The following is a 25,719-nucleotide window of genomic DNA, read 5'->3' as shown; positions in this document are numbered from 1 at the left end:
TTCGCCCCTTACATCCGGAACACGCCGAAGCGCGTCTCTTTGACTTCGGCATTCATCGCGGCGGCCAGTGACAGCCCCAGCACATCGCGGGTTTGCAGCGGGTCGATCACGCCGTCATCCCACAGGCGGGCGCTGGCGTAGTAGGGGTGGCCCTGATGCTCGTACTGGTCGCGGGTGGGCTTTTTGAACGCTTCTTCGTCCTCTTTGCTCCATTCTCGGCCTTCGCGCTCGTACTGCTCGCGTTTTACCTGGGAAAGTACGCCTGCCGCCTGTTCGCCGCCCATCACCGAAATACGCGCGTTGGGCCACATAAACAGCAGGTTGGGGTCGTAAGCACGACCACACATACCGTAGTTACCCGCGCCGAAGCTGCCGCCAATCAGCACGGTGTATTTCGGCACGTTGGCGCAGGCCACGGCGGTGACGAGTTTGGCGCCGTGCTTGGCAATGCCTTCATGCTCGTACTTGGAGCCAACCATAAAGCCGGTGATGTTCTGCAGGAACACCAGTGGGATTTTTCGCTGGGCGCACAGCTCAATAAAGTGCGCACCTTTTACCGCGCTCTCTGAAAACAGCACGCCGTTATTCGCCACGATCCCCACCGGGTAGCCGTGAATATGGGCAAAACCGGTCACCAGCGTGTCGCCGTAGTAGCGTTTGAACTCGTCAAAGTCGGAGCCATCGACGATGCGGCCGATCACTTCGCGTACGTCGTAGGGCTTTTTCAGGTCGGTGCCGACGATGCCGTAAAGCTCTGAAGGGTCGAGCTTGGGCGGCCTAGGCGGCTGCATGGCCAGCTGGCCGCGCTTTTGCCAGTTCAGACGCGATACGCAGGCGCGGGCAAGCTGCAGCGCATGGGCGTCATTTTCAGCGTAGTGGTCGGCTACACCGCTCACTTTGGCGTGAACGTCCGCACCGCCCAAGTCCTCGGCGCTGATGCTCTCCCCCGTGGCGGCTTTTACCAGCGGTGGGCCACCCAGGAAGATCGTGCCTTGCTCTTTAACAATGATGGACTCATCCGCCATGGCAGGCACATATGCACCCCCTGCGGTACAGGAGCCCATCACCACGGCGATCTGTGGAATGCCTTCAGCGGACATCGTGGCCTGGTTGTAGAAAATACGCCCGAAGTGGTCGCGGTCGGGGAAGACTTCGTCCTGGCGGGGCAGGAAGGCACCGCCAGAATCCACCAAGTAGATGCACGGCAGGCGGTGCTTGCGGGCAATTTCCTGGGCACGCAGGTGCTTTTTCACCGTAAGTGGGAAATAGGTGCCGCCTTTTACCGTGGCATCGTTGGCCACAATCACGCACTCAACGCCAGATACCCGACCAATCCCGGTGATCACGCCTGCGGCAGGTACCTCACTGTCGTAAACGTGATGCGCCGCCAGCGCGGAAAACTCCAGAAACGGCGAGCCTTCGTCGATCAGGTGGTCGATGCGGTCGCGCACGAATAGCTTGCCACGGCTCTCATGGCGGGCGCGGGCTTTCTCACCGCCGCCTTGGGCAGCGGCGGCGGTGAGTTCGCGCAGCTTGCTGACTTCCTTCTGCATGGCGGCCTCGTTGGCCTGAAACACATCGCTGCGCGGGTTGATCTGTGTGGAGAGTGTGCTCATGGCGCGCCCCTGCTAATTTTTGTTAAAGGCTTTCGGTGAAAAGTTCGCGGCCAATCAGCATCCGGCGAATCTCGCTGGTGCCCGCGCCAATTTCGTAAAGCTTCGCGTCGCGCAGCAAGCGGCCGGTGGGGTACTCGTTGATATAACCGTTGCCGCCCAGTAGCTGGATGGCATCCAGCGCGACCTGGGTGGCTTTTTCAGCGCAGTAGAGGATGACACCAGCGGCATCTTTACGAGAAGTTTGGCCACGGTCGCAGGCGGCCGCGACGGCGTATAAATAAGCGCGGCAGGCGTTTAGGGTGGTGTACATATCCGCCACCTTGCCCTGCACCAGTTGGAACTCACCGATGGATTGATTGAACTGCTTACGCTCATGGATGTAAGGAATGACGATGTCCATGGCGGCTTGCATGATGCCAATGGGGCCAGCGGCCAGAACGGTGCGCTCGTAATCCAGGCCGCTCATCAATACGCGAACGCCTTTGCCTACTTCGCCCAGCACGTTCTCGGCGGGTACGCGGCAATCCTGGAAGACCAGCTCGCAGGTGTTGGAGCCACGCATGCCCAGCTTGTCGAGCTTCTGGGCGGTGGAAAAGCCCGGCATGCCTTTTTCGATAATAAACGCGGTGATGCCTTTGGAACCGGCATCCGGGTCGGTTTTGGCGTACACCACCAGCACATCGGCATCGGGGCCGTTGGTGATCCACATCTTGTTGCCGTTGAGAATGTAATGGTCGCCATCCTCTTTGGCGCGCAGCTGCATCGACACTACATCAGAACCGGCACCCGGCTCCGACATGGCCAGCGCGCCCACGTGCTCACCGCTGATCAGTTTGGGCAGGTATTTGGCTTTTTGCTCGGCGGAGGCGTTGATCTTCAGCTGGTTAACGCACAGGTTGGAGTGCGCGCCGTAGGAGAGCCCGACGGAAGCACTGGCCCGGGAGATCTCCTCCATGGCGATACAGTGGGCCAAGTAGCCCATACCGCTGCCGCCATCTTCTTCCGGTACGGTAATGCCCAGCAGGCCCATATCGCCGAATTTCTTCCACAGGTCGTTGGGAAACTCATTGTTGTGGTCGATCTCGGCGGCGCGTGGGGCAATCTCACTGGCGGCAAAGGCGTTGACCTGCTCACGCAGCATGTTCAGTTCATCGTCAAGACCGAAATTTAGTTCTGAATAGTGGGAAAACATGGTCAATCACCTTGTCGTTGTTAATCGGGTCGTTATTCGTTGAGGTTGTTTATTTCGCGGTGGCCGGATGTTTCTCGTTAAGCTCTTCGAGGGCTTGGCGGCAGCGAATCTCAGCGCTTTCAAGCTCCAACTGCACCATCGTGATGTCTTTCATCTGCTGTTCCAGCGCGGCTTTACGCTCGCTGATTTTGCTCAGCATCAGGTGTAGCTGCTTTTCGCTGCCGCTGCGGGTCTCATCCCACAGCTCAAACAGCTCGCGGATTTCCGCCAGCGAAAACCCCAGGCGTTTGCCGCGCAGTGTCAGCTTTAGCCGTACGCGATCTTTACTGCTGTAAATACGTGTCTGGCCCCGGCGGGTGGGATGCAGTAGCTCCTGATCTTCATAAAAGCGGATGCTACGCGTGGTCACATCAAACTCGCTGGCCAGTTCGCTGATCGAGTAGGTTTTGCTCATGATCGTTATTCTCGTCGATAGGGGGATGTCCCTATGGAACACTGACCATGAGGCTAAAACAAGTTTACGTTAACGTAAAGATGAGATTGCAATGAGTGAGTTACCGTTGAATTTTAAAAAATAACTGATAAATAAAGGCTTTTAAGCTTTAATTTGGTGCATCAGAGTGGTGCGTAGACCAAAGTTGTAATTGTAATACCCTGTGTGGGGTTGCTAGTTTGCACTTACACCTTACGTTCAGGTAAGGATGCGTTGCTGGCTAACGAGTTTCGCTTCCCACCGTACAAGAACAACAAGAGGCGTCCTACCTCATGCGTGCAGACGAAGTGACCAAGGGGCCAGTGCTCGAAACTCGAGGGCTGACCAAAGAGTTTTGCGGCTTTACCGCCGTGGATAACGTAAACCTCCAGGTGCAGGAGGGGCATATTCATGCCCTGATTGGCCCAAACGGTGCAGGGAAAACGACGGTCTTTAACCTGTTAACCAAGTTTTTGCCCCCTACGCGGGGCGAGATTCTCTATCGCGGCCAACCCATCACCAGCAAAAAATCCAACGAGATCGCCCAGCTTGGCTTAGTGCGTTCGTTTCAGATTTCAGCGGTGTTTGCCCACATGACTGCACTGGAAAACGTGCGCGTAGCGCTTCAGCGCCAGCTGGGCACGTCGTTCCACTTCTGGAAATCGGAAAAAACGCTGGACCACCTCAACGACCGCGCTCTAGCGCTGCTCGATGAAGTGGGTCTGCGCGAATACGCCGATACGCTCACTGTGGAAATGCCCTATGGCCGCAAGCGCGCCTTAGAAGTGGCCACCACGCTGGCGCTGGACCCCAGCATGATGCTGCTAGACGAGCCGACCCAGGGCATGGGCGCGGAAGACGTTGACCGCATCGTGGCGCTGATCAAACGGGTTTCCCAAGGCCGCACGGTGTTGATGGTGGAGCACAACCTGAGCGTGGTCAGCCGCTTGTGTGACCGTATTACCGTATTGGCGCGGGGCGCGGTGCTGGCAGAAGGGGATTACGACACGGTTTCCCGCAACCCCTTAGTGCGTGAAGCTTATATGGGCAGCGAAGCGGCTGAGGAGGCTGTCGTATGAATACCGCAGAAGCATTCGAGAGCCAAGGAGCCCCAGAAAGCCAGACCCTAGAGATGCTGCGAGTGCAAGACCTGCATGCCTTCTATGGCGAATCGCACATTCTGCATGGGGTGAATTTCGACGTGAAACGTGGCGAGCTGGTGACTCTGCTGGGCCGCAACGGCGCAGGCCGCAGCACCACGCTAAAAGCGATTATGAATATGGTGGGGCGGCGCACCGGTTCGATTGTCATTAATGGCAATGAAACCCTGCGCATGAAGCCGCACCATATTCCCCGGTTAGGCATTGGCTACTGCCCGGAAGAGCGCGGTATTTTTGCGAGCTTAGATGTTCACGAAAACCTGCTGCTGCCACCCACTGTGCGTTCAGGCGGAATGAGCTTGGATGAAATCTACGGCATGTTCCCGAACCTCTACGAGCGTCGCAAAAGCCAGGGCACGCGGCTCTCCGGCGGCGAACAGCAGATGCTGGCCATGGCGCGCATTCTGCGTACCGGTGCGCGCTTGCTGCTGCTGGATGAAATCACCGAAGGCTTGGCGCCGGTCATCGTGCAAAAGCTGGGCGAGGTATTGGTGCAGCTAAAAGAGCGCGGCATGACCATCGTGCTGGTTGAGCAGAACTTCCGCTTTGCTGCCCCGCTGGCCGATCGCCACTTTGTGATGGATCACGGCCAAATTGTTGAGGAGATCACCGCTGAGCAGTTGCCTTCCCGGCGGGAACATTTAAACAGCATGCTGGGGGTATAAATCGCACACCATCTAAACTGTAAGCACGGCCTTAAAGAACAACAAACGCAACACTTACGTTCCATACACAAGCGCTCCACACACAAACGCTATAACTGAACGTCCGCATCATAAAAACAAAGGCCCTGAGGGCCAGGAGACGAACATGACCTATATGAAGAAAACGCTGGCCGCCAGCATCGCCGTTGCCGCTGCCTCCAGCATGGCGATCTCGACCGCCCACGCCGAGATCAGCGATGGTGAAGTGCGTATTGGCTACTTAGCCGATATGTCCGGCACCTACCGTGATTTGGCTGGCCCAGGTGGCCAAACTGCGATGGAAATGGCGGTGGCCGATTTTGGCGGCAGCGTGAACGGCTCGCCCATTGTGATTTTCAGCGCCGATGACCGCAACAGTGCTGACGTGGGTGCCAACACCGTGCGCGAGTGGATCGACCAGCGTAACGTCGATATGGTTGGCGGCTTAGTGGCGTCGTCTGTGTCTATCGCCGTGACCAAAGTGTTGCAAGAGAACAACGGCCTGGGCATCGTCTCGGGCTCGGCGGCGTCTAGTATTACCAACGAACACTGTACTCCGAACCATATTCACTGGGTATATGACACCTATCCGCTGGCCAACGGCACCGCGAAGGCCGTCGTTGAGCAGGGCGGCGATAGCTGGTTCCTACTCACTGCGGATTACGCCTTCGGCCATGCACTGGAAGCCGACGTGACCAGTGTGGTAGAAGCCAATGGCGGTGAAATTGTCGGCGGCGTGCGTCACCCGTTCCCCACCAGTGACTTCTCCTCCTACATTCTTCAGGCGCAGGGTTCTGGAGCGAAAATTGTCGGCCTCGCCAATGCCGGTGCCGACACGGTCAACGCCATTACCACTGCCAGCCAGTTTGGTCTGACCCAAAGCGGCCAGCAATTAGCAGGTCTGCTGATCTTTCTCAACGACGTACACGCGCTGGGGCTAGAAGCCACCCAAGGGCTGCTGCTGACCACCGGCTGGTACTGGGACATGGATGAAGAGTCCCGCGCTTGGTCCGAGCGTTACTTTGAAGAAACAGGCCGTATGCCCACCATGGTGCAAGCCGGTATCTACTCCAGCACTATGCACTACCTGAAAGCCGTGGAAGCCGCTGGCACCGATGACCCCGAAACCGTGCGCGCGAAAATGGCCGAAGAGCCGATCAACGACTTCTTCGCCCGTAACGGCAGCATTCGTGAAGATGGCCGTATGATTTACGACATGTACCTAGCCCAGGTAAAAACGCCGGAAGAGTCTACCGGTGAGTGGGACCTCTACGAGATCCTTAGCACCATTCCCGCCGCAGAAGCCTACCGTCCGCTGTCTGAAAGCCAGTGCTCGCTGGTACAGAACTGATCTGCTGACGCGCTCCAGGCCCAGGCATCTGCTGCCTTGGCCTGGGGCCAAGCAAGCCGTAAAGGCGTGATGAAAGGCGTTTCTAACAATAAGCAACGCGCTGGGGCAGCCCTATAGGGCTGCCCGCTTAGCGGCGAGGAGAGTCATACCATGACGATGATATTCGGCGTGCCAATGGCCGTGTTCATGGGCCAGCTAACGCTTGGGCTTGTGAACGGTGCCTTTTACGCACTGCTTAGTTTGGGCCTGGCGGTCATCTTCGGCCTACTGAAGATCGTCAACTTTGCCCATGGGGCGCAGTACATGCTGGGAGCCTTCGCCGCGCTGCTAGGCTTTCGCTACCTGGGCATTAACTATTGGCTAGCACTGATTTTGGTCCCGCTGGTAGTGGGTGGTTGCGGCATGCTGATGGAGCGCTTTCTGCTGCGTCGCATTGCCCACCTGGACCACCTTTACGGGCTACTGCTGACCTTCGGGTTGGCGCTGATTTTCGAAGGCACTTTGATTAACTTGTTCGGCGTTTCTGGGGCGCGTTACGAAACGCCTGCCATTCTACAGGGCGGGCTGAACCTGGGCTTTATGTTCCTGCCCACCTACCGTGCTTGGGTGCTGGTAGCGGCGCTGGCCATGTGTCTATTCACCTGGTTCATGATTGAGCGTACCCGCTTGGGTGCCTACCTGCGCGCCGGTACAGAAAACTCCCAACTGATGCAGGCGTTCGGTGTGAACGTACCGCTGCTGATTACCCTAACCTACGGGTTTGGGGTTGGGCTTGCCGCCTTTGCAGGCGTGCTGGCGGCACCGCTGTACCCGGTATCGCCCACTATGGGCTCAAGCCTATTGATTGTGGTGTTTGCGGTGGTCGTTATCGGCGGTATGGGCTCCATTTTAGGCGCCATTTTAACCGGCTTAGGCATGGGCATTATTGAAGGGTTAACCAAGGTGTACTACCCGGAAGCCTCTAATACCGTGATCTTTCTAGTGATGATCCTGGTACTCATGCTACGCCCCGCTGGGCTGTTCGGTAAGGAGGCATAACCATGACAACAACGCATACCACCTCGGCAACCCAGTTGCCCTCCGTGGTGCAGGAGCGTCAACGGCGCGCCAAGCTACGCCGCAATATGTTCTACCTTGTGCTGCTGGCGATGGGGTTAGTTGCTCCCTTTGTGGCGTACCCCGTCTTCTTGATGAAGATTCTCTGTTTTGCGCTGTTTGCCTGCGCTTTCAACCTACTGTTGGGCTACGCCGGGCTGCTCTCATTTGGCCATGCGGCCTTCCTAGCCACCGGCGGCTATGTGACCGGCTACTTGCTGGCCAGCTACCCAGGCTTAACGCCAGAGCTAGGCATTCTTGCGGGTACGTTAATGGCAACGCTGCTAGGCGTATTGTTTGGCGTGCTCTCTATTCGCCGCCAGGGCATTTACTTCGCCATGGTCACACTGGCGCTGGCACAGCTGATGTTCTTCGTGTTCGTGCAGTCGTCGTTCACCGGTGGGGAGGATGGCCTGCACGGTGTGCCGAGAGGGCACCTGTTTGGCGTGATCGATTTGAGCAGCAACTTGGCGATGTACTACTTCGTCTTCGCCGTGTTCGTGTTTGGCTTCGCGGTGATTCAGCGCACGGTTCATTCACCCTTTGGGCAAGTGCTGAAAGCCATTCGCGAGAACGAGCCCCGCGCTGTGTCGCTGGGCTACAACGTCGATGCCTACAAGCTGTTGGCTTTCGTTCTCTCTGCGGCGCTAGCAGGTTTGGCAGGTTCCACTAAAACCGTGGTGTTCCAGCTGGCCTCGCTCACCGATGCCCACTGGCATATGTCGGGTGAGGTGATTTTGATGACACTGCTGGGCGGTGTAGGCACGCTGCTTGGCCCGCTGATGGGGGCGGGGCTAGTGGTTAGCCTGCAGCATCTGCTGGCGCAGTCGCCGTTGGGGAACTGGGTGAGCGTGATTCTGGGCATCATCTTTGTGGTGTGCGTGCTGAGCTTCCGTAGCGGCATCATCGGCGAGCTGGCCAAAATGTACCGTAAAAACTTTAAGTGATGGATTCCCGTTAACCGCGTCTGTCCGTGGATTGGGTGCCTTCGGGCACCCTTTTTTCTGCTTGTGAAATAAGGCCGTAAGCCCATTTCTACGCCAAAGGTCGTGGGGGATTTGGTTGCGCAAGGTAGGGTAAGAATATAAGTTAACGTAAACGTCAACATTGCTAATAATGACAACAGCTAATGCGTGACTTGCCTGCCGCCTGCCTAGGCGCGGTGCATCCACGCACTGTGGAGATACGCTATGAATTTTGAGCTAAGTGAAGACCAAGTCGCTTTTTCTGATATGGCCCGGGCGTTCGCCAAGAACGAGCTGGAGCCCCATGCCGCCGAATGGGACGCAGAATCTTTTTTCCCCGTCGATGTGATTCGTAAAGCAGGGGAGTTGGGCTTTTGCTCGCTCTACGCCCCGGAAAGCGTCGGCGGTTTAGGGCTTTCTCGGTTAGATGCCAGCATTATTTTTGAACAGCTCTCGATGGGCTGCACCTCCACCACCGCGTACCTGACCATCCACAACATGGTGACCTGGATGCTGGCTGATTTCGGCACCCCAGAAGCCGTTGAGCAGTGGGGCGAAAAGCTGGCGACCGGCGAGCTGTTAGGCTCTTACTGCTTAACCGAACCCAACGCAGGCTCCGATGCGGCCTCGCTGAAAACCACCGCCAAGCGCGATGGTGAGCACTACGTGCTGAACGGCAGCAAGATGTTTATTTCCGGCGCGGGTAGCACCGATTTCCTGGTGGTGATGGCGCGCACCGGCGGCGAAGGCCCCAGCGGCGTTTCCGCCTTCGCGGTGGATGCCAAGAGCGAGGGCATCAGTTACGGCCGCAAAGAGGAAAAAATGGGTTGGAACAGCCAGCCCACCCGCATGATTACCTTTGAAGACGTGCGCGTACCCGCTAACCACCTGCTGGGCAACGAGGGCGACGGTTTCAAAATCGCCATGAAGGGCCTGGACGGCGGGCGCATCAATATTGCGACGTGTTCGATCGGCACCGCTCAGCAGGCGCTCAATAAAGCCCGTGAGTACATGCTAGAGCGCAAACAGTTCGGTAAGCGCCTGGCCGAGTTCCAAGCGCTGCAGTTTCGCCTAGCCGATATGGTGACCGAGCTGGTGGCCGCCCGCCAACTGGTGCGCATGGCCGCCACCAAGCTGGATGCAGGCCACCCGGATGCCACCACCTACTGCGCCATGGCCAAACGGTTCGCTACCGATGTGGGCTTCAAGGTGTGCGACGAAGCGCTGCAGCTCTACGGCGGCAATGGCTACATTAAGGAGTACCCGATGGAGCGCTACGTGCGCGACACCCGCGTACACCGTATTCTGGAAGGCACTAACGAGATTATGCGGCTGATTATTTCCCGCCGCGTACTGGCCGACGGTGCCGCTGAGCTATAGCCGCCAGGGCACATATCACCAAGCCCCGAGCATATAAGGACAAACCATGAGTTGCGTACTATTTGAAGAGCACACTACCCAAGATGGCCACGTGATTGGCGAGATTACCTTGAACGCCGAGCGCTCGCTCAACGCGCTCACGCTGGAGATGATCGAAGAGATCCTGCCGCGCCTAAACCAGTGGCAAAGCGACGAGCGGGTCGTAGCCGTGCTGCTGGATAGCGCAGGCGAAAAATCCTTCTGCGCCGGTGGCGATGTGGTCAACCTCTACAAAGCCATTCAAGGCGACGGCGCAGCCGATTTCCCCGAGCGCTTCTTCGAGAATGAGTACCGCCTGGATTACCAACTGCATACTTTCCCCAAGCCGGTGATCTGCTGGGGCAACGGCATCGTGATGGGCGGCGGCATGGGCCTGTTAAGCGGCAGTAGCCACCGCATCGTCACGGAAACCTCCCGGTTGGCTATGCCAGAAGTCACCATTGGGTTGTACCCGGATGTAGGCGCCAGCTGGTTCCTTAACCGCCTACCGGGCGGCGCTGGGCGGTTTCTGGCCATGACCGGCGGGCAAATTAATGCCCCGGACGCGGTTCACCTGGGCCTTGCCGACCGCGCCATTGCCAGCCACTACCGCGACGAGCTGGCCGAAAAGCTGCTAGCAGCCAGCTGGGGCGAAGGCGAACACACCGACGCCCACGGTGTGGTCAATCGCGTGCTGCGCGAGCTGGAACAGGCCTCCCAAGAAGTGTTCGCGGAGATGGAAGCGCCAGTTTATAAGTCGTCATCTTTAATTCGTGAGCTGATGGACCACGACACCGTCGAGCAGATGGTCGAGGCTGTGTTGGCAGTCGAGACCGACGACAAGTGGTTCAGCAAAGCGCAAAAAACCTTAGCCCACGGCAGCCCCGTTTCGGTCAAATTGATTCACGAGCAGCTTGCCCGCGCCAAGCATATGTCGCTGGCGGAAGTGTTTCAGTTTGAGCTTTCGCTCTCTGTGCAGTGCTGCCGCCACCGGGAGTTCCCCGAAGGCGTGCGCGCGCTGCTGGTGGATAAAGACGGCCAGCCAAGCTGGACCTACCCAGACGTGGCCTCGGTCGAGCCTTCCTTTATAGACGAGCTGCTGGCACCCGCATGGGACACCAGCCCGCTGGCAGATCTTAAATAACGCACACCGCACTCTCTACAACACGCTAATAAGGACAAAAAGATGACTACCGTTGCGTTTATTGGTTTAGGCAATATGGGCGGCCCGATGGCTGCCAACCTGGCGAAAGCAGGTTTTATCGTGCGCGCTTTCGACCTTTCCGCCCAAGCGCTGGAAACCGCGAAATCCCAAGGCTGCGACGTTGCCGCCACCGCCACAGAGGCCGCTACCGACGCCGATTTCATTATTTCCATGCTGCCCGCAGGCAAGCACGTGCGCGGGCTTTACGTGGATGGTGACGCGCCGCTGTTTGAAGTAATTAAACCCAGCACGCTGGTGATTGATTGCTCGACCATTGATGCCGATACCGCCCGTCAAGTAGCCGCTGCTGGCGTTGAAAAGGGCATTGGCTTTGTAGATGCACCGGTTTCCGGTGGGGTGGGCGGTGCCCAGGCGGGCGCGCTGACCTTTATCGTCGGCGGCTCGGAGGCTCAGTTCGCCCAGGCGCAGCCAGTGCTGCAAGCCATGGGTAAAAACATCTTCCACGCAGGCGACCACGGCGCGGGGCAGGTCGCCAAAGTGTGCAATAACATGCTGCTCTCGATTCTGATGGCGGGCACCTGCGAAGCGATCAACATGGGCGTCAAAAACGGCCTAGACCCCGCCGTGCTTTCGGAAATCATGAAGCAAAGCTCCGGCGGCAACTGGGCGCTGAACGTCTACAACCCCTACCCAGGGGTGATGGAAAACGCCCCCGCCTCGAAAGGCTACCAGGGCGGCTTCCAGGTAGATCTGATGATTAAAGACCTAGGCCTTGCGATGGATGTTAGCCAGCAAAGCGCATCCCCCGTGCCCATGGGCTCCGCCGCCCGCTCGCTGTTCACCCTGCACAAAGCAGGCGGCAACGGCAAGCTCGACTTCTCCAGCCTGCTCAAGTTGTATCAGGATAAGAGTGAGTAGTGAGTGGTAAGTGGTAAATCGTGAGGGGGTGGCGTAGCGCGTGGTAACGAGCAGCGCGAGGCACCCGCGAAGGGCGGCAACGCCGCCCTGGTCGCGCCACAAAACTAACCAACAACAAGGATTGCCATGATTACGCTTTGGGGCCGCAACAACTCAACTAACGTCAAAAAAGTGCTCTGGGTACTGGAAGAACTGGAACTACCGTTCGAGCAGGTCATGGCAGGCCTGCAACACGGCGTAAACGACACGCCAGAATACCTCGCCATGAACCCCAACGGCTTGGTGCCGCTGCTTAAAGATGACGCCACCCAAAGCGTGCTGTGGGAGTCCAACACCATCATCCGCTACCTAGCGGCGCAGTACGGCCCCAACCATTTATGGATTGAAAGCCCTGCCAAACGGGCGCAAATGGAAAAGTGGATGGACTGGTCCACCAGCCTGCTAACCCCCGCCCACCGCACCATTTTGATGGGCTATGTACGCACCCCACCGGAACAGCGCGATAGCACACTGCTAGACCCCGCCATCGCCACCTGCGAAAAACTCTTTGCCCAGCTAGACGCCGCGTTAAGCCAGCAGTCCTGGTTCTCTGGTGATGAATTCGGCCTTGCCGATATCGCCATCGCCCCGTTCACCTACAATCTCTTAAACAGCGGCCTTACTTGGCAGCCCCGCCCGCTTCTACAGCGCTGGGTAGAGCAGCTCGCCGAACGCCCCGCCTACCGCAAAGTAGTGATGATTCCCGTCACTTAAAAGGCTATTGCTAACCCAACGAGCAACCACGCCCACGAGCTAAACACATCTTGTAGTGCGTGATAACGAGCAACGTGAGGCAACCGCGAGGGGCAGCAACGCTGCCCTGGGCTGTTATCGACATGCTCAATTAACCCGTAGACTGCTATTACAACTCTCAAATTTATTACCCGTGAGAGGGCGCTTTAGCGCGCGACGATCAAGCCACCCAAGCCCACTAAAATTCTGCCTCCAACAACGCCAACTTTCGATCTAATACTTCACACTCCAAGCCATGCTGCCCGTGACCTTCCCCCATCTTGTCCCCAACAAGGTGTGAAGCTGATTAAGAGGCGCTGGTAGAGATGGTCAGGATAATAAAAATAAAGGTGAAATTTAATTCGCTATAAATGTTTGAAAAATATTGATTAATTTAATTTTTGTTCGCTTTTCCTACAAGAGTTTAAACGTGGGTGCTGGGCAGTGGAGGGCCAAGATAATACCATCTGCTTACATTATGATTCGTAAGATGTTTGGTAATTCTAATCAGCTTGGCCATTACATATGCTGGTAGGAGTTGGGCATGGTGGGCTAGGCCGAAACGCGCATCTTGTGAACGATTTATTAGAAATTTTGTTAAGGACAGCTCATGTCTCAAAATGATCTATCGGCCCTCAAGCTGCACGCGACACTGGTAGAAAAGATTAACTTTGCCTGTCACCAAAGCGCCTTTGCAGTTCTGCGTGATTTGCGGATTGAAAACACAAATGAAGAGCAAGACCTCTCTGACCTAACCGTTACGTTAGATGCCTCTCCTGCCTTTGTTAAACAGAAAACCTGGAGAGTTGATCGCTTGGCAGCGGGTGGGCTATTGGCGTTAAAAGACCGAGATCTTGAGCTAGATGGCGGTTTTCTTCTCGGCCTCACAGAATCGATGCGTGGGACGGTAACGCTAACAGTCCGACAGAGTGGCGATGTTTTGGCTGAGCAGAAGATGCCGGTGGAGCTGTTAGCCTGCAATGAGTGGGGCGGGGCTTCCTATATGCCTGAGCTATTGGCAGCCTTCTGTACACCCAACGACCCAGCGGTAGACAAACTGTTGGGGCAAGCGAGCCAAATTTTGCGCAAGGCAGGCAAGCCCGATCAAATCAACGGTTATGATGCTAATAGCCGTGAGCAGGTATGGCTAATGGCTTCGGCCATTTACACTGCAATTGTCAAACTGCAACTAGGGTATGCACTACCGCCAGCCAGCTTTGAGAAAAATGGCCAGAAAGTTCGCCTTCCTCACCATGTTGAAAGTGCCAAGGTAGCCACCTGCTTAGATACCACCTTGTTATTTGCGGCTGCACTAGAGCAGGCTCAGCTGAATCCACTGGTCATTCTTACTGAAGGTCACGCGCTGGTGGGTCTTTGGCTCGAAAAAGAAGATCTTGCCAGTGTAGTGATTGATGAAGCGGAAACGTTACGTCAACGTATCCCCTTGCAAGAGCTTATTCTCATTGAGACTACTTATACGACTCAACATCCTTTGCCGCCTTTTTCTAAAGCGGTTGAGGCGGGTAACAAGCAAGTCTCGCTGGACAAAGACCATGAGTTTATTGCAGCGGTCGATATTCGCCGGGCGCGGGCGCACCGTATCAACCCTATTAGCTTAAAGTCCCAGTCTGAAGCCAGCAGCGAGACCAGCGACACAGCCGATATTTTTGAACCGGCATTAGAAGAAGCCCCAGACCTACCGGCAAATACTGTTCATATAGAGCAAGAGGTATTTGAGGATTCGCCAAGTGGGCGTTTAGAGCGCTGGCAGCGTAAGTTGCTAGATCTATCGGCTAGAAATCCATTGCTAAACCAAAAGCCCAGCAAAAGTAGTCTGCAATTGGTATGCGGTGATCCCAGCGAGCTTGAAGATTTATTGGCGACAGGTGCGCGCATTTCAATCGCTCCTTTTCCTAGATTACAGACTCAAGAGCAAGACCAAGATATTCATCAGCAGCGAACAGGTGAGGATCTTAAAGACGTTTACTCCCGCGACGCGCTGACGAAGAAGCAAGTATTGGTCGAGCTGACCCAAGAGGAACTGGAGAAACGCTCGGTAGACATTTACCGTAAGGCCCAAACCTCATTGAAGGAGGGTGGCTCTAATACTCTGTTTTTAGCGGTGGGTTTTTTATTGTGGAAACCGAACGATAAAGGTAGCCGCCGTTATCGTGCTCCGCTGATTTTGCTGCCTGTTTCGCTAGAACGAAAGTCGGTGCGCAGTGGTGTGAAGATGGTCGCAAGCGATGATGAACCGCGATTCAACACAACGTTGCTAGAGTTATTGAAGACAGACTTTGCTATCGATATCAAAGGCCTTACTGGCGCTCTGCCTGAAGACGAGAGTGGTGTCGATGTGAGCGGTATTTGGAACCGGGTGCGCCATGCCATTAAGGCGGTGCCTGGTTTTGAGGTAGTGGAAGATGTAGTGCTTGGGCACTTTTCTTTCGCTAAGTATTTGATGTGGAAAGACCTGATGGATCGCTCCGAAGCGCTAAAGGAGAGTCCAGTGGTGAAGCATCTTCTGGATACTCCTCGCGAGCCCTATGACAGCGATATTCGTTTTGTAGAAGCTAAAGATATTGATCGTGAGTACACACCTGCGGATTTGTTAACCCCACTGCCTGCTGATTCTTCCCAGATGTCGGCCATTGCCACAGCAGATAGAGGGAAAGATTTTGTCATCATCGGCCCGCCCGGTACGGGTAAGAGCCAAACGATCGGCAACCTTATTGCCCATATGCTAGGCAAAGGCAAAAAAGTACTTTTCGTATCTGAGAAGACAGCAGCGCTTGACGTGGTACATCGCCGCTTACGTGAAATTGGCCTTGGCCAGTTTTGCCTGGAGCTGCATTCCAATAAAGCGAAAAAAGCGGATGTGTTGGATCAGTTGCGGACTTCCTGGACTAACGCTTCTGCATCGTCAGTGAGCGATTGGAAGGCAGAGAGTGAACGACTTAAAACACTGCGTGATCGCTTGAATCACGTCGTGAATGCCTTGCATCGACGCCACCGTAACGGTTTGACGGCACATTATGCGATGGGCGTTAAAATTCGCGATGCCGACTTGGCTTCCAAGGTGAAGCTTAGCTGGGCGAAAGCCGAGATTCACGATGAACAACAGTTGGAGCAACTTCGCGAAATAGCGTCACTATTAAGCGTACAGGCGAAGGCAGTGGGCAACGTGGTGGACCACCCTCTAAGCGTCATTCAACAACACGATTGGCGCCCTCAGTGGCAGGAGGAGGTCGTTAGTGTTGCTCGGCAGCTAAAGAAAAGTGCCGATCAAATGTCGCATGAGCTGTCAGCCGTTGAGAAAGCTTTGGGTATTCGCTTAGGCACTCTCAATTTTGCCAAGCTCTCTGCCGTGGCGGAGTGCTGCCAAGTGCTGTTGGATGCCTATCGTCAATCAGCTTCGTTTGCTCTTGAGCCTGACGCTCCTGACCGCCTTGACGCGCTAGAGGAGGCAGTAACTCAGCTTAAAACCTATATCGCCACCCAGGCTAAACTAAGCTGCAGCTATGCGCCTTTGGCTTGGCAGCAATTAGATACTACGGTGCTAGGCTCGGCTTGGGCGGCAGCCAATGAAACGTGGTGGCCAAAAAGCTGGTTTGCCAAGCGTGGTGTAGTGAAGCAATTGCGTGAGGGAGGAGCGCAAGGCACACCAAATCCCGATAACGATATTCCCGTTTTAGCGCAGTTACGCGAAACGGGCAGCAATATTGATCGTTTAGATGCCGTGTTAAAAGGGCTTAAGGGATGGGACGCTTACAATTCTGACCCAGAAGCTATGGCTGCGTTAAAGCTCTTAGGGACACGGGCTCGTGTTGCGGTGGGGAAACTGGCCGATGATGCTGAGTCCTTGGCGGCGCTGCGCGCTAAGATTCGCTCGTTGTTATACGACGCCAATGATTTGCTAGCGCCAGAGGCTCCAATAGGTCGAGTCATTATTGATTTCCAAGCAACCTTTAACGAGTTTACGGCACTGAAAAGCCAGTTCGAAGACTTGATTGGTGCAGCTCTGGAAAGACATTTACCTGCTGAAGAGCCAGCGTTAAGCGCCGTGAGCGCGCACTGCCAGCAGATTGTAGAACACCATATTTCACTTAAAGAGTGGTGCGCTTGGATGCGTCGGCGTACTGAGGCTTTGGATTATCAGCTTGGCCCGCTGGTCGATGCCATTGAGCAGGGGAGCATTGATACAGATCAAATAAAAGATGTGTTTGAAGCTGCCTACTGTGAATGGTGGTCGTCGGCAGTCATTGGCGAAGATGACGTACTGCGAACTTTCTCATCCCCTGAGCATCAGGCTGCAATACAAAATTTCCGCGAGCTTGATACTCGTTTCAGTGCTCTGACAGCCAAATATATTGCCGCGCGTTTGTCTGGTGAAATTCCTGACCAGGAAGCGATTCAGAAAAGCTCTTCTTGGGGTGTGCTACGTCACGAATTGCAGAAAAAAATGCGTCATAAGCCCGTTCGGGAAATGATGGAAACCATTCCTGATGCGATTACTACGCTAGCTCCGTGCTTGATGATGTCTCCGCTTTCTATCGCGCAGTTCCTTTCACCCGGTCAGGCATTGTTCGATGTGGTGATTTTTGATGAAGCCTCACAAATCACGGTGTGGGATGCGGTTGGTTCTCTCGCCCGAGGTAAACAAGTCATAGTGGCAGGCGACCCGAAGCAAATGCCCCCAAGCAACTTCTTTGGTCGCTCTGATGATGATCCTGATGGCGATGTCGATGGTGAGGGAGATCTTGAAAGTATTCTTGACGAACTAATGGGCGCTAGCATTCCCCAGCGGGTACTCAATTTACATTACCGCTCTCGCCGAGAGAGTCTGATTGCGTTCTCCAATAGTCGTTACTACGACAACTCACTCGTCACCTTTCCTGCACCTGTTCATCCTGATAAAGGTGTGTCGCTGGTGCGTCCAGAAGGTTTTTATGCGCGTGGCAAGGCGCGGCATAACCAAGGAGAAGCCAAGGCAATCGTCGCGGAAATTATACGACGTCTTACCTCTGAAGATGCCGCCATACGTCGGCAGTCAATTGGCGTGGTGACCTTCAATACTGAACAGCAGAGCTTAATTGAAGACCTGCTTGATAAAGCACGTGGGGAAGATCCCAGCATTGAATGGGCGTTCTCTGATGACGAGCTAGAACCGGTATTTGTGAAAAACCTAGAAACCGTGCAGGGCGATGAGCGAGACGTCATCTTGTTTAGCATCACCTACGGGCCCGACGAATCTGGGCACGTGACGATGAACTTTGGCCCATTGAACCGTAGTGGTGGCGAGCGTCGATTGAATGTCGCCATGACCCGCGCTCGCTCTGAAATGGTGGTGTTTTCCACGCTAGCACCGGAGCGCATTGATTTATCAAGAACGTCCGCTAGGGCGGTTGCTGACTTAAAACACTTCCTGGAGTATGCCGAGCGCGGTGCTTCAGCGTTGGGCGCAGCCGTGCATGGTTCCATGGGTGATTTTGAATCACCCTTTGAAGTCGCTGTAGCGAGAGGTCTGCGCGAAAAAGGCTGGATAGTGCATCCACAAATCGGTGTATCGGCTTACCGTATAGATATAGGGATTGTGCACCCGGATAAACCCGGTGTTTATCTGGCCGGTATTGAGTGTGATGGAGCCATGTATCACAGCTCCGTTTATGCCCGTGAGCGCGATAAAGTACGCCAGAGTGTGTTGGAAGGCTTGGGCTGGACGCTATTCAGAGTATGGTCAACCGACTGGTGGACCCATCGTACGAAAGCGTTAGACATATTAGATGCAGCGCTAACCCAGCAGTTGGAGAAGAGCACTACGGACGAATAGCCAAGACAGAGTATGCGCCAACCCTGGAGATTCCAGGGTTGGCGCTCTGCTGAGTGGTGAAATGTAAGAGCTAAAGTTAGCTTAAGTAGCTATTTTCCAACGCCTCTATCTCTGCATTTAGCCCCTTCAATACTTCACACTCCAACCCATGCCGCTCAGCACGTTCAATCAACGGCCCCAAAATCGCCCCGCGCTCGGTAGGCCGCTTCGCCTCCATGTCCTGCAGCATCGAGGCTTTATTGTTCGCGGTGTTCTCCACCACTTGCCATACCAACGCCAACCACCCGGCTTCACCCTCGCTACCACTCGGCGGCACAACGCCTTCCTTCGCTAAAATCGCAGCCACTTCCTTCACCACGGCAACCACACGGCCCGAGTAGGCATCACCACGAAGTTCCCCATTGCGCACGCCATGCAACGCCACCAGGGGGTTAATCACCGCGTTGACCGCTAGCTTCTGCCACAGGCGGCTACGAATATCGCCCACTGCCGTAGCGGGAAACCCAGCCTCACTCAAAAGCGCCGCTAAGAATTCCGCTAACCCTGGGTGCTGGTTATCCAAATCCCCGATAAACGTTGGCCCACGGCCTGCGTGTACCACGCCATCATCCCCGGTTAAGTACGCCCCCTGAGTCGTGGTAGCGCACAGCACCGGCCCAGGCCACGTTTGGGTAATGCGCGGCTGGGCATAAAAACCGTTCTGCCACAGCACCAGCGGGGTAGAGGGGGGCAGCAGGCTGGCAATACTCGAAAGCGCCGCCTCGGCAGCCATCGCTTTGGTAGTGATATGCACAAACGCAGGCGGCTTAGGGGCATTAGCCACCAACTGTTTAGCGGCGAGTGAGGTTAAGTACTGATCACGCGCTTCGCCTTCTGGCGTGGTGAGCACCTGCCGCGTAGGCAATTCACGGCGGCCAATCACCGCCACCTCCACAAACGGGGCCAGCGAGTGCGCCAATAAACGGCCAATGGCCCCAGGGCCAAGCATCCAGTGGGTTGTCATGGGTAAAGTATCTTCAGCAGCGGGAGTGCCGCCAAGCTTACCGTGTTCGGTGTGGGGAGGCTAAGCTAAGGGAAGCGCTGCACGCATCCCGCCACAGCTGTCATCTGCCCTGCCAGCCGGCTAATCCGGCTGGCAGGGGAAACAGACCACCTTCGCTGGTCAGAAAGCGACCGCTGATGCAGTGAAAGTGCCATTATGAGCGTTTCAGCCGCTTAGAGACGAATTGATCAGCGGTTCCTGAAGGTAAGCTTTTTTGTAGCTTTATGTTTCGCGATTTGCTTCCAATTGCTCAATCATTTTGCGGGCAGCATTAGAGAGCGTGCGGTTGTTATGTACTAGATAGCCCAACGGACGATGGATGGGCGCGGTGTCTACGGGTAGCGCTACTAGCTCGCTGTCGAGCATTTTTTCGGGTAACAGGCTCCATCCTAAACCAACGCCACACATCATTTTGAGCGTTTCAAGGTAGTTGGTGGACATGCTCACGGGCAGGTTAAGACCTGCTTCTTCAAAGCGCTGGCCAATCAGCGTGCGGGTAAAGGTTTTGGCTCCCGGCAATATGCAGTTCACTTCACACAGTTCCGCCAAGCTCAGGAGCTTGTCATCAGCACGGCTGCGTTGGGCCAGCGGGTGGTCTTTGGCGCAGACAAAACACAGCCGGTCTCGCCAAAGCTCGACTACCTTCAGTTGTTCAACGGGGTGAGGGGCGAGCGTCACAATGGCCATTTCTAGCGTGCCATCCATTACGCCCTGGTAGGCCAGTTCGGAATCTAAAAAGTGCAGGTCTAGCGCGACTTCTGGGTGGCGCTGGGTGTACTGCTTTAATAGCGGCGGCAGCCGGTGCAAACCAATATGGTGGCTGGTGGCGAGCGTCAGTTTGCCGCCCACTTGGCCAGAGAGATTCGCCAGCGCGCGGCGGCTGTCTTCCACGGTAAACAGAATGCGCTGCGCTTTGGGTAGCAGCACGTTACCCGCCTCGGTGAGTGCGATGCGCCGTCCAATGCGGTCGAAAAGCCGAGTGCCCAGCAGGTCTTCCAGTGTGGCGATGCGCTTGCTGACGGCGGGCTGCGTGAGATGGAGCTGCTCGGCAGCGCGGGAGAAGCTCTGGGTTTCCGCCACGGCGAGAAAGGCTTGCAGGCTTTGGGTATCCACAGCGGCTCCTAATCATCTATTCCTATTTGGAATCTAAAGTATGAGTAACATGAATTGCTTTTATGCGCGAGTCGCGTAACACTCCTGTTCATCGCAATTTAAGCAGCACGCAGAGGCTGCCATACCGAACTAGCAGGGCACTGCCCAGGAGAGCCACATGTCAGGTCAAACCCTTTACGACAAACTCTGGAACCAGCACTTGGTGAAACAGCGCGATGATGGTACGGCGCTGATCTACATCGACCGCCAACTGCTCCACGAAGTGACTTCGCCGCAAGCGTTCGAAGGCCTGCGTTTGGCCAACCGTAAGCCCTGGCGCTTGGATGCCAACCTGGCAACGCCGGACCACAACGTGCCCACCACGGTGAAAGAGCGCGCCGAAGGTAACAGCGGTATCAAAGATCCGGTCTCGCTTATTCAGGTGCAAACCCTGGACGATAACTGCGTCGAGTACGGCATCGAAGAGTTCAAAATCAACGACCCACGCCAGGGTATCGTGCACGTGGTAGGCCCCGAGCAGGGCGCTACATTGCCCGGTATGACCGTGGTATGCGGCGACTCCCACACCGCCACCCACGGCGCATTTGGTGCCTTGGCTCACGGTATTGGTACGTCAGAAGTGGAGCATGTATTAGCCACTCAGTGCCTGCTGGCGCAAAAGATGAAAAACATGCAGGTGCGCGTCGAAGGAAAGCTGGGCCTGGGCGTGACCGCAAAAGACGTAGTGCTGGCGATTATCGGCAAGATTGGCACCGCAGGCGGCACAGGCTACGCCATCGAGTTCGCTGGCAGCGCCATCGAGTCGCTCTCCATGGAAGGCCGCATGACGGTGTGCAACATGGCGATTGAAGCGGGTGCTCGCGTGGGCCTGATCGCCGTGGACGATACCACTATCGACTACCTCGCCGAGCGCCCCTTTGCGCCCACCGCCGAGCAGTGGGAAGCCGCCGTGGCCGACTGGCGTCTGCTGGTCTCCGATGCCGATGCCCACTTCGATAAAGTGGTCACCCTGAAGGCCGAAGAGATTGAACCGCAGGTGAGCTGGGGCACCAGCCCGGAAATGGTCACCGGTATTTCAGGCCAAGTACCCGACCCGCAAGCCGCCGATGACGAAACCGTTCAGCGCAGCCACGCCCGCGCGTTGGAGTACATGGGCTTGCAGGCGAATCAGAAGATCACCGATATCAAGTTGGATAAAGTCTTTATCGGTTCCTGTACTAACTCGCGTATTGAAGACCTGCGTGAAGCGGCAAAAGTGGCCAAGGGCAACAAGGTGGCCGATTCCATCAAACTGGCCATGGTGGTGCCGGGTTCTGGCTTGGTGAAGCGCCAAGCGGAAGCGGAAGGCCTGGACAAAATCTTCATTGAGGCGGGCTTTGAATGGCGCGAGCCGGGCTGCTCCATGTGTCTGGCCATGAATGCCGACAAGCTGGGCGCAGGCGAGCATTGTGCGTCTACCTCTAACCGTAACTTCGAGGGTCGCCAGGGCTACGGTGGTCGTACTCACTTGGTCAGCCCTGCCATGGCAGCGGCAGCGGCGATTGCCGGTCACTTTGTCGATGTACGCACCTTACCCGCTAACGACGCCACACACGCGCAGGAGGCCTAAGTCATGAAAAAGTTTGAACGTTTTGAAGGCATCGTCGCGCCGCTGGATCGCGCTAATGTCGACACCGACCTGATCATTCCCAAGCAGTTTTTGAAGTCCATCAAGCGGACCGGCTTTGGCGTCAATTTGTTCGACGAGCTGCGCTATTTGGATGAAGGCCAGCCGGGTCAGGACTGCTCCCAGCGCCCGCTGAATCCGGATTTCGTCTTGAACCAGCCGCGCTACCAGGGCGCCGAGGTACTGCTGGCGCGGCGTAACTTCGGCTGCGGTAGCTCCCGCGAACACGCCCCTTGGGCGCTGGAAGATTTCGGTTTTAAAGTCGTGATTGCCCCGAGCTTTGCCGATATTTTCTACAACAACGCCTTCAAGAACGGCATTCTGCTGATCACCCTGGCGGAAGAGGAAGTGGATCGCCTGTTTGCTGAAGTAGAGGCCAACGAGGGTTATCAGTTAGATATCGACCTTGAGCACCAGCGGGTGATCACGCCCAGCGGCGAAATTCTGGAGTTTGAGGTGGACGCATTCCGCAAGCACTGCCTGCTGAATGGCTTGGACGATATTGGCATCACCCTGCAAGACGAAGACGCTATTCGTAGCTTTGAGGAGAAGCATCGCCAGCAGCGCCCGTGGCTGTTCCGCCAGCCAGCTTAGCGTCCACTCACCGAGTAATGGCAAGGGCAAGTCTATGCGAGGGTCTTTTTCCATGGATGGCAAAAGTAGCGCCCAGGGAGGGGTTCACAGCGCCCTCGCAGAGAGTTGCCATGGGCTATGAATATCTAAATTATCAGTGCTAAGGATTGAGCATGACTCATAAAGTGTTACTGCTGCCCGGTGATGGTATCGGCCCGGAAATCGCGGCTCAGGCGGCGCGGTTATTGAAAGCCTGCCAAGAGGCGGGCTTGGATATCGAGGTAGAAGAGGGCTTGGTGGGCGGTTCCGCTTACGAGGTCCACGGCGAGCCGCTGCCCGCTGAAACACTGGAAAAAGCCAAAGCCGCCAGCGCCATTCTGCTGGGTGCGGTGGGTGGCCCCAAGTGGGATAAACTCGAAGACCTCTCCAAGCGCCCTGAAAAAGGCCTGCTGGGGCTGCGTAAGAATCTCGGTCTGTTCGGCAACCTTCGCCCGGCCATGCTCTACCCGCAGCTAGCCAGCGCTTCCAGTCTAAAGCCCGAGCTGGTGGCCGGGCTGGATATCATGATCGTGCGTGAACTCACCGGCGGCATCTACTTCGGCCAGCCGCGCGGTATCGAAGAGCGTAACGGTGAGCGCGTTGGTTTCAACACCTATATCTACTCTGAAAGCGAAATCGAGCGTATTGGTCGTGTCGCCTTCGAGATGGCCCAGAAGCGCGGCAAGAAGCTCTGCTCGGTGGACAAGGCCAACGTGTTGGAAGTGACGATTCTGTGGCGTGAGGTCATGGAGCGGCTGGCGCCGGAATACCCGGATGTCGAGCTGTCCCACATGTACGTGGACAACGCCGCCATGCAGCTGGTGCGTGCGCCGAAGCAGTTCGATGTGGTGGTCACCGGCAACATGTTTGGCGACATTCTCTCCGATGCCGCCGCCATGCTGACCGGCTCCATCGGCATGTTGCCGTCTGCCTCGCTCAACGAGAGCGGGCAGGGCATGTACGAGCCTTGCCACGGCAGCGCGCCGGATATCGCGGGCCAAAACATCGCCAACCCGCTGGCCATGATGCTCTCCGTGGCGATGATGCTGCGTTACTCGCTCAATGAAACGGCGATGGCTGAGCGTATCGAAGCCGCCGTGGGTAGCGTGTTGGACGATGGCTTGCGCACCGCCGATATCGCCTCTGAAGGCATGAAGCGCGTCTCGACGGTTGAGATGGGGGACGCCGTACTCGCGGCGTTCGAGCATTATCAAGCATAAAGCGAGCTTGCTAACTAACTGATTCGCCTTGTTGCTTTGTAAACAGACCGCGTCGGCCGCCCTCAGGGGTGGCCGACGTCGTGTCTGATATGTGTGTATAATATAGGTCTCATTCTTAGTTGGAGGACTTCACATGTTGAAAGTCGGTTTCGTGGGATGGCGTGGCATGGTTGGCTCGGTGCTGATGCAGCGCATGCAGGAAGATGGTGATTTTAACGGCATTGAGCCGATCTTTTTTACCACTTCTCAAGTCGGCCAGCCTGGTCCCGACATCGGCGTGGACGTGCCTCCGCTGAAAGATGCGTTTGCACTGGATGACCTGAAAGCGCTGGACGTGATCATCACCTGTCAGGGCGGTGACTACACCAAGAAGGTCTACGGCGACCTGCGCAGCGGCGGTTGGCAAGGCTACTGGATCGATGCCGCCAGCACCCTGCGGATGGAAGACGAAGCCACCATTATCCTCGACCCGGTGAACCGCAAGGTCATCGATGCGCAGCTGGCGAAAGGTGCCAAAACCTTCGTGGGTGGCAACTGCACCGTCAGCCTGATGCTGATGGGCCTTGGCGGCCTGTTCGAGGCCGATATGGTCGAGTGGATGACCTCCATGACCTATCAGGCGGCGTCTGGCTCCGGTGCCAAGCACATGCGCGAGCTGCTCAACCAGATGGGCCACCTGCGTGATAGCGTGGCCAGCGAATTGGCCGACCCGGCAAGCGCCATTCTGGATATCGACCGCAAAGTGACGGCAGCCATGCGCAGCGGTGATTTCCCCACTGACAACTTCGCTGCGCCGTTGGCAGGCAGCTTGTTGCCGTGGATCGACACCAAGCTCGATAACGGCCAGAGCCGTGAAGAGTGGAAGGGTAGCGTCGAGACCAATAAGATTCTGGGGCTTGAGAACAACCCGATTCCCATTGATGGCCTCTGCGTACGTATTGGTGCTATGCGCTCTCACAGCCAGGCGTTCACCATCAAGCTGAAGCAAGATGTGCCGCTGGATGAGATTGAAGAACGTATTGCCAAGCATAACGAGTGGGTCAAGCTGATCCCCAACGACAAAGACGCCACCATTGCGGGCCTAACGCCTGCAGCTGCCACTGGCACGCTGCAAGTGCCGGTAGGCCGCCTGCGTAAGCTGAAAATGGGCGGTGAATACCTTTCAGCGTTCAGCGTGGGTGACCAGCTGCTATGGGGTGCTGCTGAGCCGCTCAAGCGCATGCTGAAAATTCTGCGTGAGCAGTAAGCGGTCGCGAAACACCGGCGTTTAATCGCTAGCTAAAAATGGGAAGCTGTTCGCAGCTTCCCATTTTTTTGCCGTGACTTATGTTTCTAATCCGTGACTTCATGCAAATGTATGCGTTGAACATAACGCCATGATAAATACGCTATGATGAGAACGAACTAACTTATCTCGTCGCAACAGAATGAAGGTGTTGCATCGTGGCAG

Annotated in this window: 19 protein-coding genes; 14 read left to right on the top strand and 5 right to left on the bottom strand. The window is 56.1% G+C overall.

The window, feature by feature from the left end; translation table 11 throughout:
- Nucleotides 1–8: 8 nt before the first annotated feature.
- The 3 genes from AC13CN_RS14430 to AC13CN_RS14420 are packed head-to-tail and all read right to left on the bottom strand — an operon-like array spanning nt 9 to nt 3,262.
- Nucleotides 9–1,616: a carboxyl transferase domain-containing protein gene (locus tag AC13CN_RS14430; RefSeq protein WP_253557103.1), complete on the bottom strand. Its 1,608-nt coding sequence runs from the start codon at nt 1,614–1,616 to the stop codon at nt 9–11.
- 22 nt (nt 1,617–1,638) lie between these two features.
- Complete coding sequence (locus AC13CN_RS14425; protein ID WP_058578069.1) at nt 1,639–2,808, bottom strand: isovaleryl-CoA dehydrogenase; 1,170 nt, start codon at nt 2,806–2,808, stop codon at nt 1,639–1,641.
- Nucleotides 2,809–2,857: 49 nt separating this feature from the next.
- Nucleotides 2,858–3,262 carry a MerR family transcriptional regulator gene (locus tag AC13CN_RS14420; protein ID WP_054640827.1) on the bottom strand — a complete coding sequence of 135 codons (405 nt, stop codon included), beginning with the start codon at nt 3,260–3,262 and terminating at the stop codon, nt 2,858–2,860.
- A gap of 311 nt (nt 3,263–3,573) precedes the next feature.
- On the opposite strand from AC13CN_RS14420, the gene AC13CN_RS14415 reads away from it, so the two are divergent.
- The 10 genes from AC13CN_RS14415 to AC13CN_RS14370 all read left to right on the top strand — a co-directional run bounded on the left by AC13CN_RS14415 (nt 3,574) and on the right by AC13CN_RS14370 (nt 18,616).
- The gene (locus tag AC13CN_RS14415) at nt 3,574–4,359 is read left to right on the top strand and encodes an ABC transporter ATP-binding protein (protein WP_253557102.1); all 786 of its coding nucleotides are present in this window, start codon (nt 3,574–3,576) and stop codon (nt 4,357–4,359) included.
- The gene (locus AC13CN_RS14410; RefSeq protein WP_253557101.1) at nt 4,356–5,105 is read left to right on the top strand and encodes an ABC transporter ATP-binding protein; all 750 of its coding nucleotides are present in this window, start codon (nt 4,356–4,358) and stop codon (nt 5,103–5,105) included. Before AC13CN_RS14415 ends, AC13CN_RS14410 begins: the two co-directional genes overlap by 4 nt.
- A gap of 145 nt (nt 5,106–5,250) precedes the next feature.
- Complete coding sequence (locus tag AC13CN_RS14405; RefSeq protein ID WP_044628349.1) at nt 5,251–6,474, top strand: ABC transporter substrate-binding protein; 1,224 nt, start codon at nt 5,251–5,253, stop codon at nt 6,472–6,474.
- A gap of 150 nt (nt 6,475–6,624) precedes the next feature.
- Entirely contained in the window at nt 6,625–7,512 is an 888-nt protein-coding gene (locus AC13CN_RS14400; RefSeq protein WP_044628348.1) for a branched-chain amino acid ABC transporter permease, read from the top strand.
- 2 nt (nt 7,513–7,514) lie between these two features.
- Nucleotides 7,515–8,516 carry a branched-chain amino acid ABC transporter permease gene (locus tag AC13CN_RS14395; protein WP_044628347.1) on the top strand — a complete coding sequence of 334 codons (1,002 nt, stop codon included), beginning with the start codon at nt 7,515–7,517 and terminating at the stop codon, nt 8,514–8,516.
- A 243-nt stretch (nt 8,517–8,759) separates the two neighbouring features.
- A complete protein-coding gene (locus tag AC13CN_RS14390) occupies nt 8,760–9,914 on the top strand; it encodes an acyl-CoA dehydrogenase family protein (protein ID WP_228219148.1) in 1,155 nt (384 codons plus the stop codon).
- Between the two features lie 46 nt (nt 9,915–9,960).
- On the top strand, nt 9,961–11,076 hold the full coding sequence (locus AC13CN_RS14385; RefSeq protein WP_044628345.1) for an enoyl-CoA hydratase/isomerase family protein: 1,116 nt from the start codon (nt 9,961–9,963) through the stop codon (nt 11,074–11,076).
- A gap of 42 nt (nt 11,077–11,118) precedes the next feature.
- Entirely contained in the window at nt 11,119–12,015 is an 897-nt protein-coding gene (gene mmsB, locus AC13CN_RS14380) for a 3-hydroxyisobutyrate dehydrogenase (protein ID WP_253556843.1), read from the top strand.
- 126 nt (nt 12,016–12,141) lie between these two features.
- Entirely contained in the window at nt 12,142–12,768 is a 627-nt protein-coding gene (locus AC13CN_RS14375) for a glutathione S-transferase family protein (RefSeq protein WP_253556844.1), read from the top strand.
- 628 nt (nt 12,769–13,396) lie between these two features.
- The gene (locus AC13CN_RS14370) at nt 13,397–18,616 is read left to right on the top strand and encodes a DUF4011 domain-containing protein (protein WP_253556845.1); all 5,220 of its coding nucleotides are present in this window, start codon (nt 13,397–13,399) and stop codon (nt 18,614–18,616) included.
- Between the two features lie 76 nt (nt 18,617–18,692).
- Here AC13CN_RS14370 and AC13CN_RS14365 read toward each other — a convergent pair whose 3' ends face one another.
- Nucleotides 18,693–19,619 carry a ketopantoate reductase family protein gene (locus tag AC13CN_RS14365; RefSeq protein ID WP_172514557.1) on the bottom strand — a complete coding sequence of 309 codons (927 nt, stop codon included), beginning with the start codon at nt 19,617–19,619 and terminating at the stop codon, nt 18,693–18,695.
- A gap of 261 nt (nt 19,620–19,880) precedes the next feature.
- Complete coding sequence (locus AC13CN_RS14360) at nt 19,881–20,771, bottom strand: LysR family transcriptional regulator (RefSeq protein WP_054640830.1); 891 nt, start codon at nt 20,769–20,771, stop codon at nt 19,881–19,883.
- Between the two features lie 157 nt (nt 20,772–20,928).
- Between AC13CN_RS14360 and leuC the strand changes: the two genes are divergently transcribed.
- The 4 genes from leuC (at nt 20,929) to asd (ending at nt 25,515) form a co-directional block, all read left to right on the top strand.
- A complete protein-coding gene (gene leuC / locus AC13CN_RS14355; protein ID WP_062360415.1) occupies nt 20,929–22,380 on the top strand; it encodes a 3-isopropylmalate dehydratase large subunit in 1,452 nt (483 codons plus the stop codon).
- A 3-nt stretch (nt 22,381–22,383) separates the two neighbouring features.
- Entirely contained in the window at nt 22,384–23,031 is a 648-nt protein-coding gene (gene leuD / locus AC13CN_RS14350; protein WP_054640831.1) for a 3-isopropylmalate dehydratase small subunit, read from the top strand.
- Nucleotides 23,032–23,183: 152 nt separating this feature from the next.
- Nucleotides 23,184–24,269, top strand: a complete 1,086-nt coding sequence (leuB, locus tag AC13CN_RS14345) for a 3-isopropylmalate dehydrogenase (RefSeq protein WP_054644955.1) — start codon at nt 23,184–23,186, stop codon at nt 24,267–24,269.
- A gap of 133 nt (nt 24,270–24,402) precedes the next feature.
- A complete protein-coding gene (asd, locus tag AC13CN_RS14340) occupies nt 24,403–25,515 on the top strand; it encodes an aspartate-semialdehyde dehydrogenase (RefSeq protein WP_044628337.1) in 1,113 nt (370 codons plus the stop codon).
- Nucleotides 25,516–25,719: the final 204 nt, after the last annotated feature.

This window comes from Vreelandella sp. L-25, from assembly GCF_056857535.1.
The sequence above is the reverse complement of the archived record's forward strand: the minus strand, read 5'-3'. Positions and strand labels throughout refer to the sequence as shown.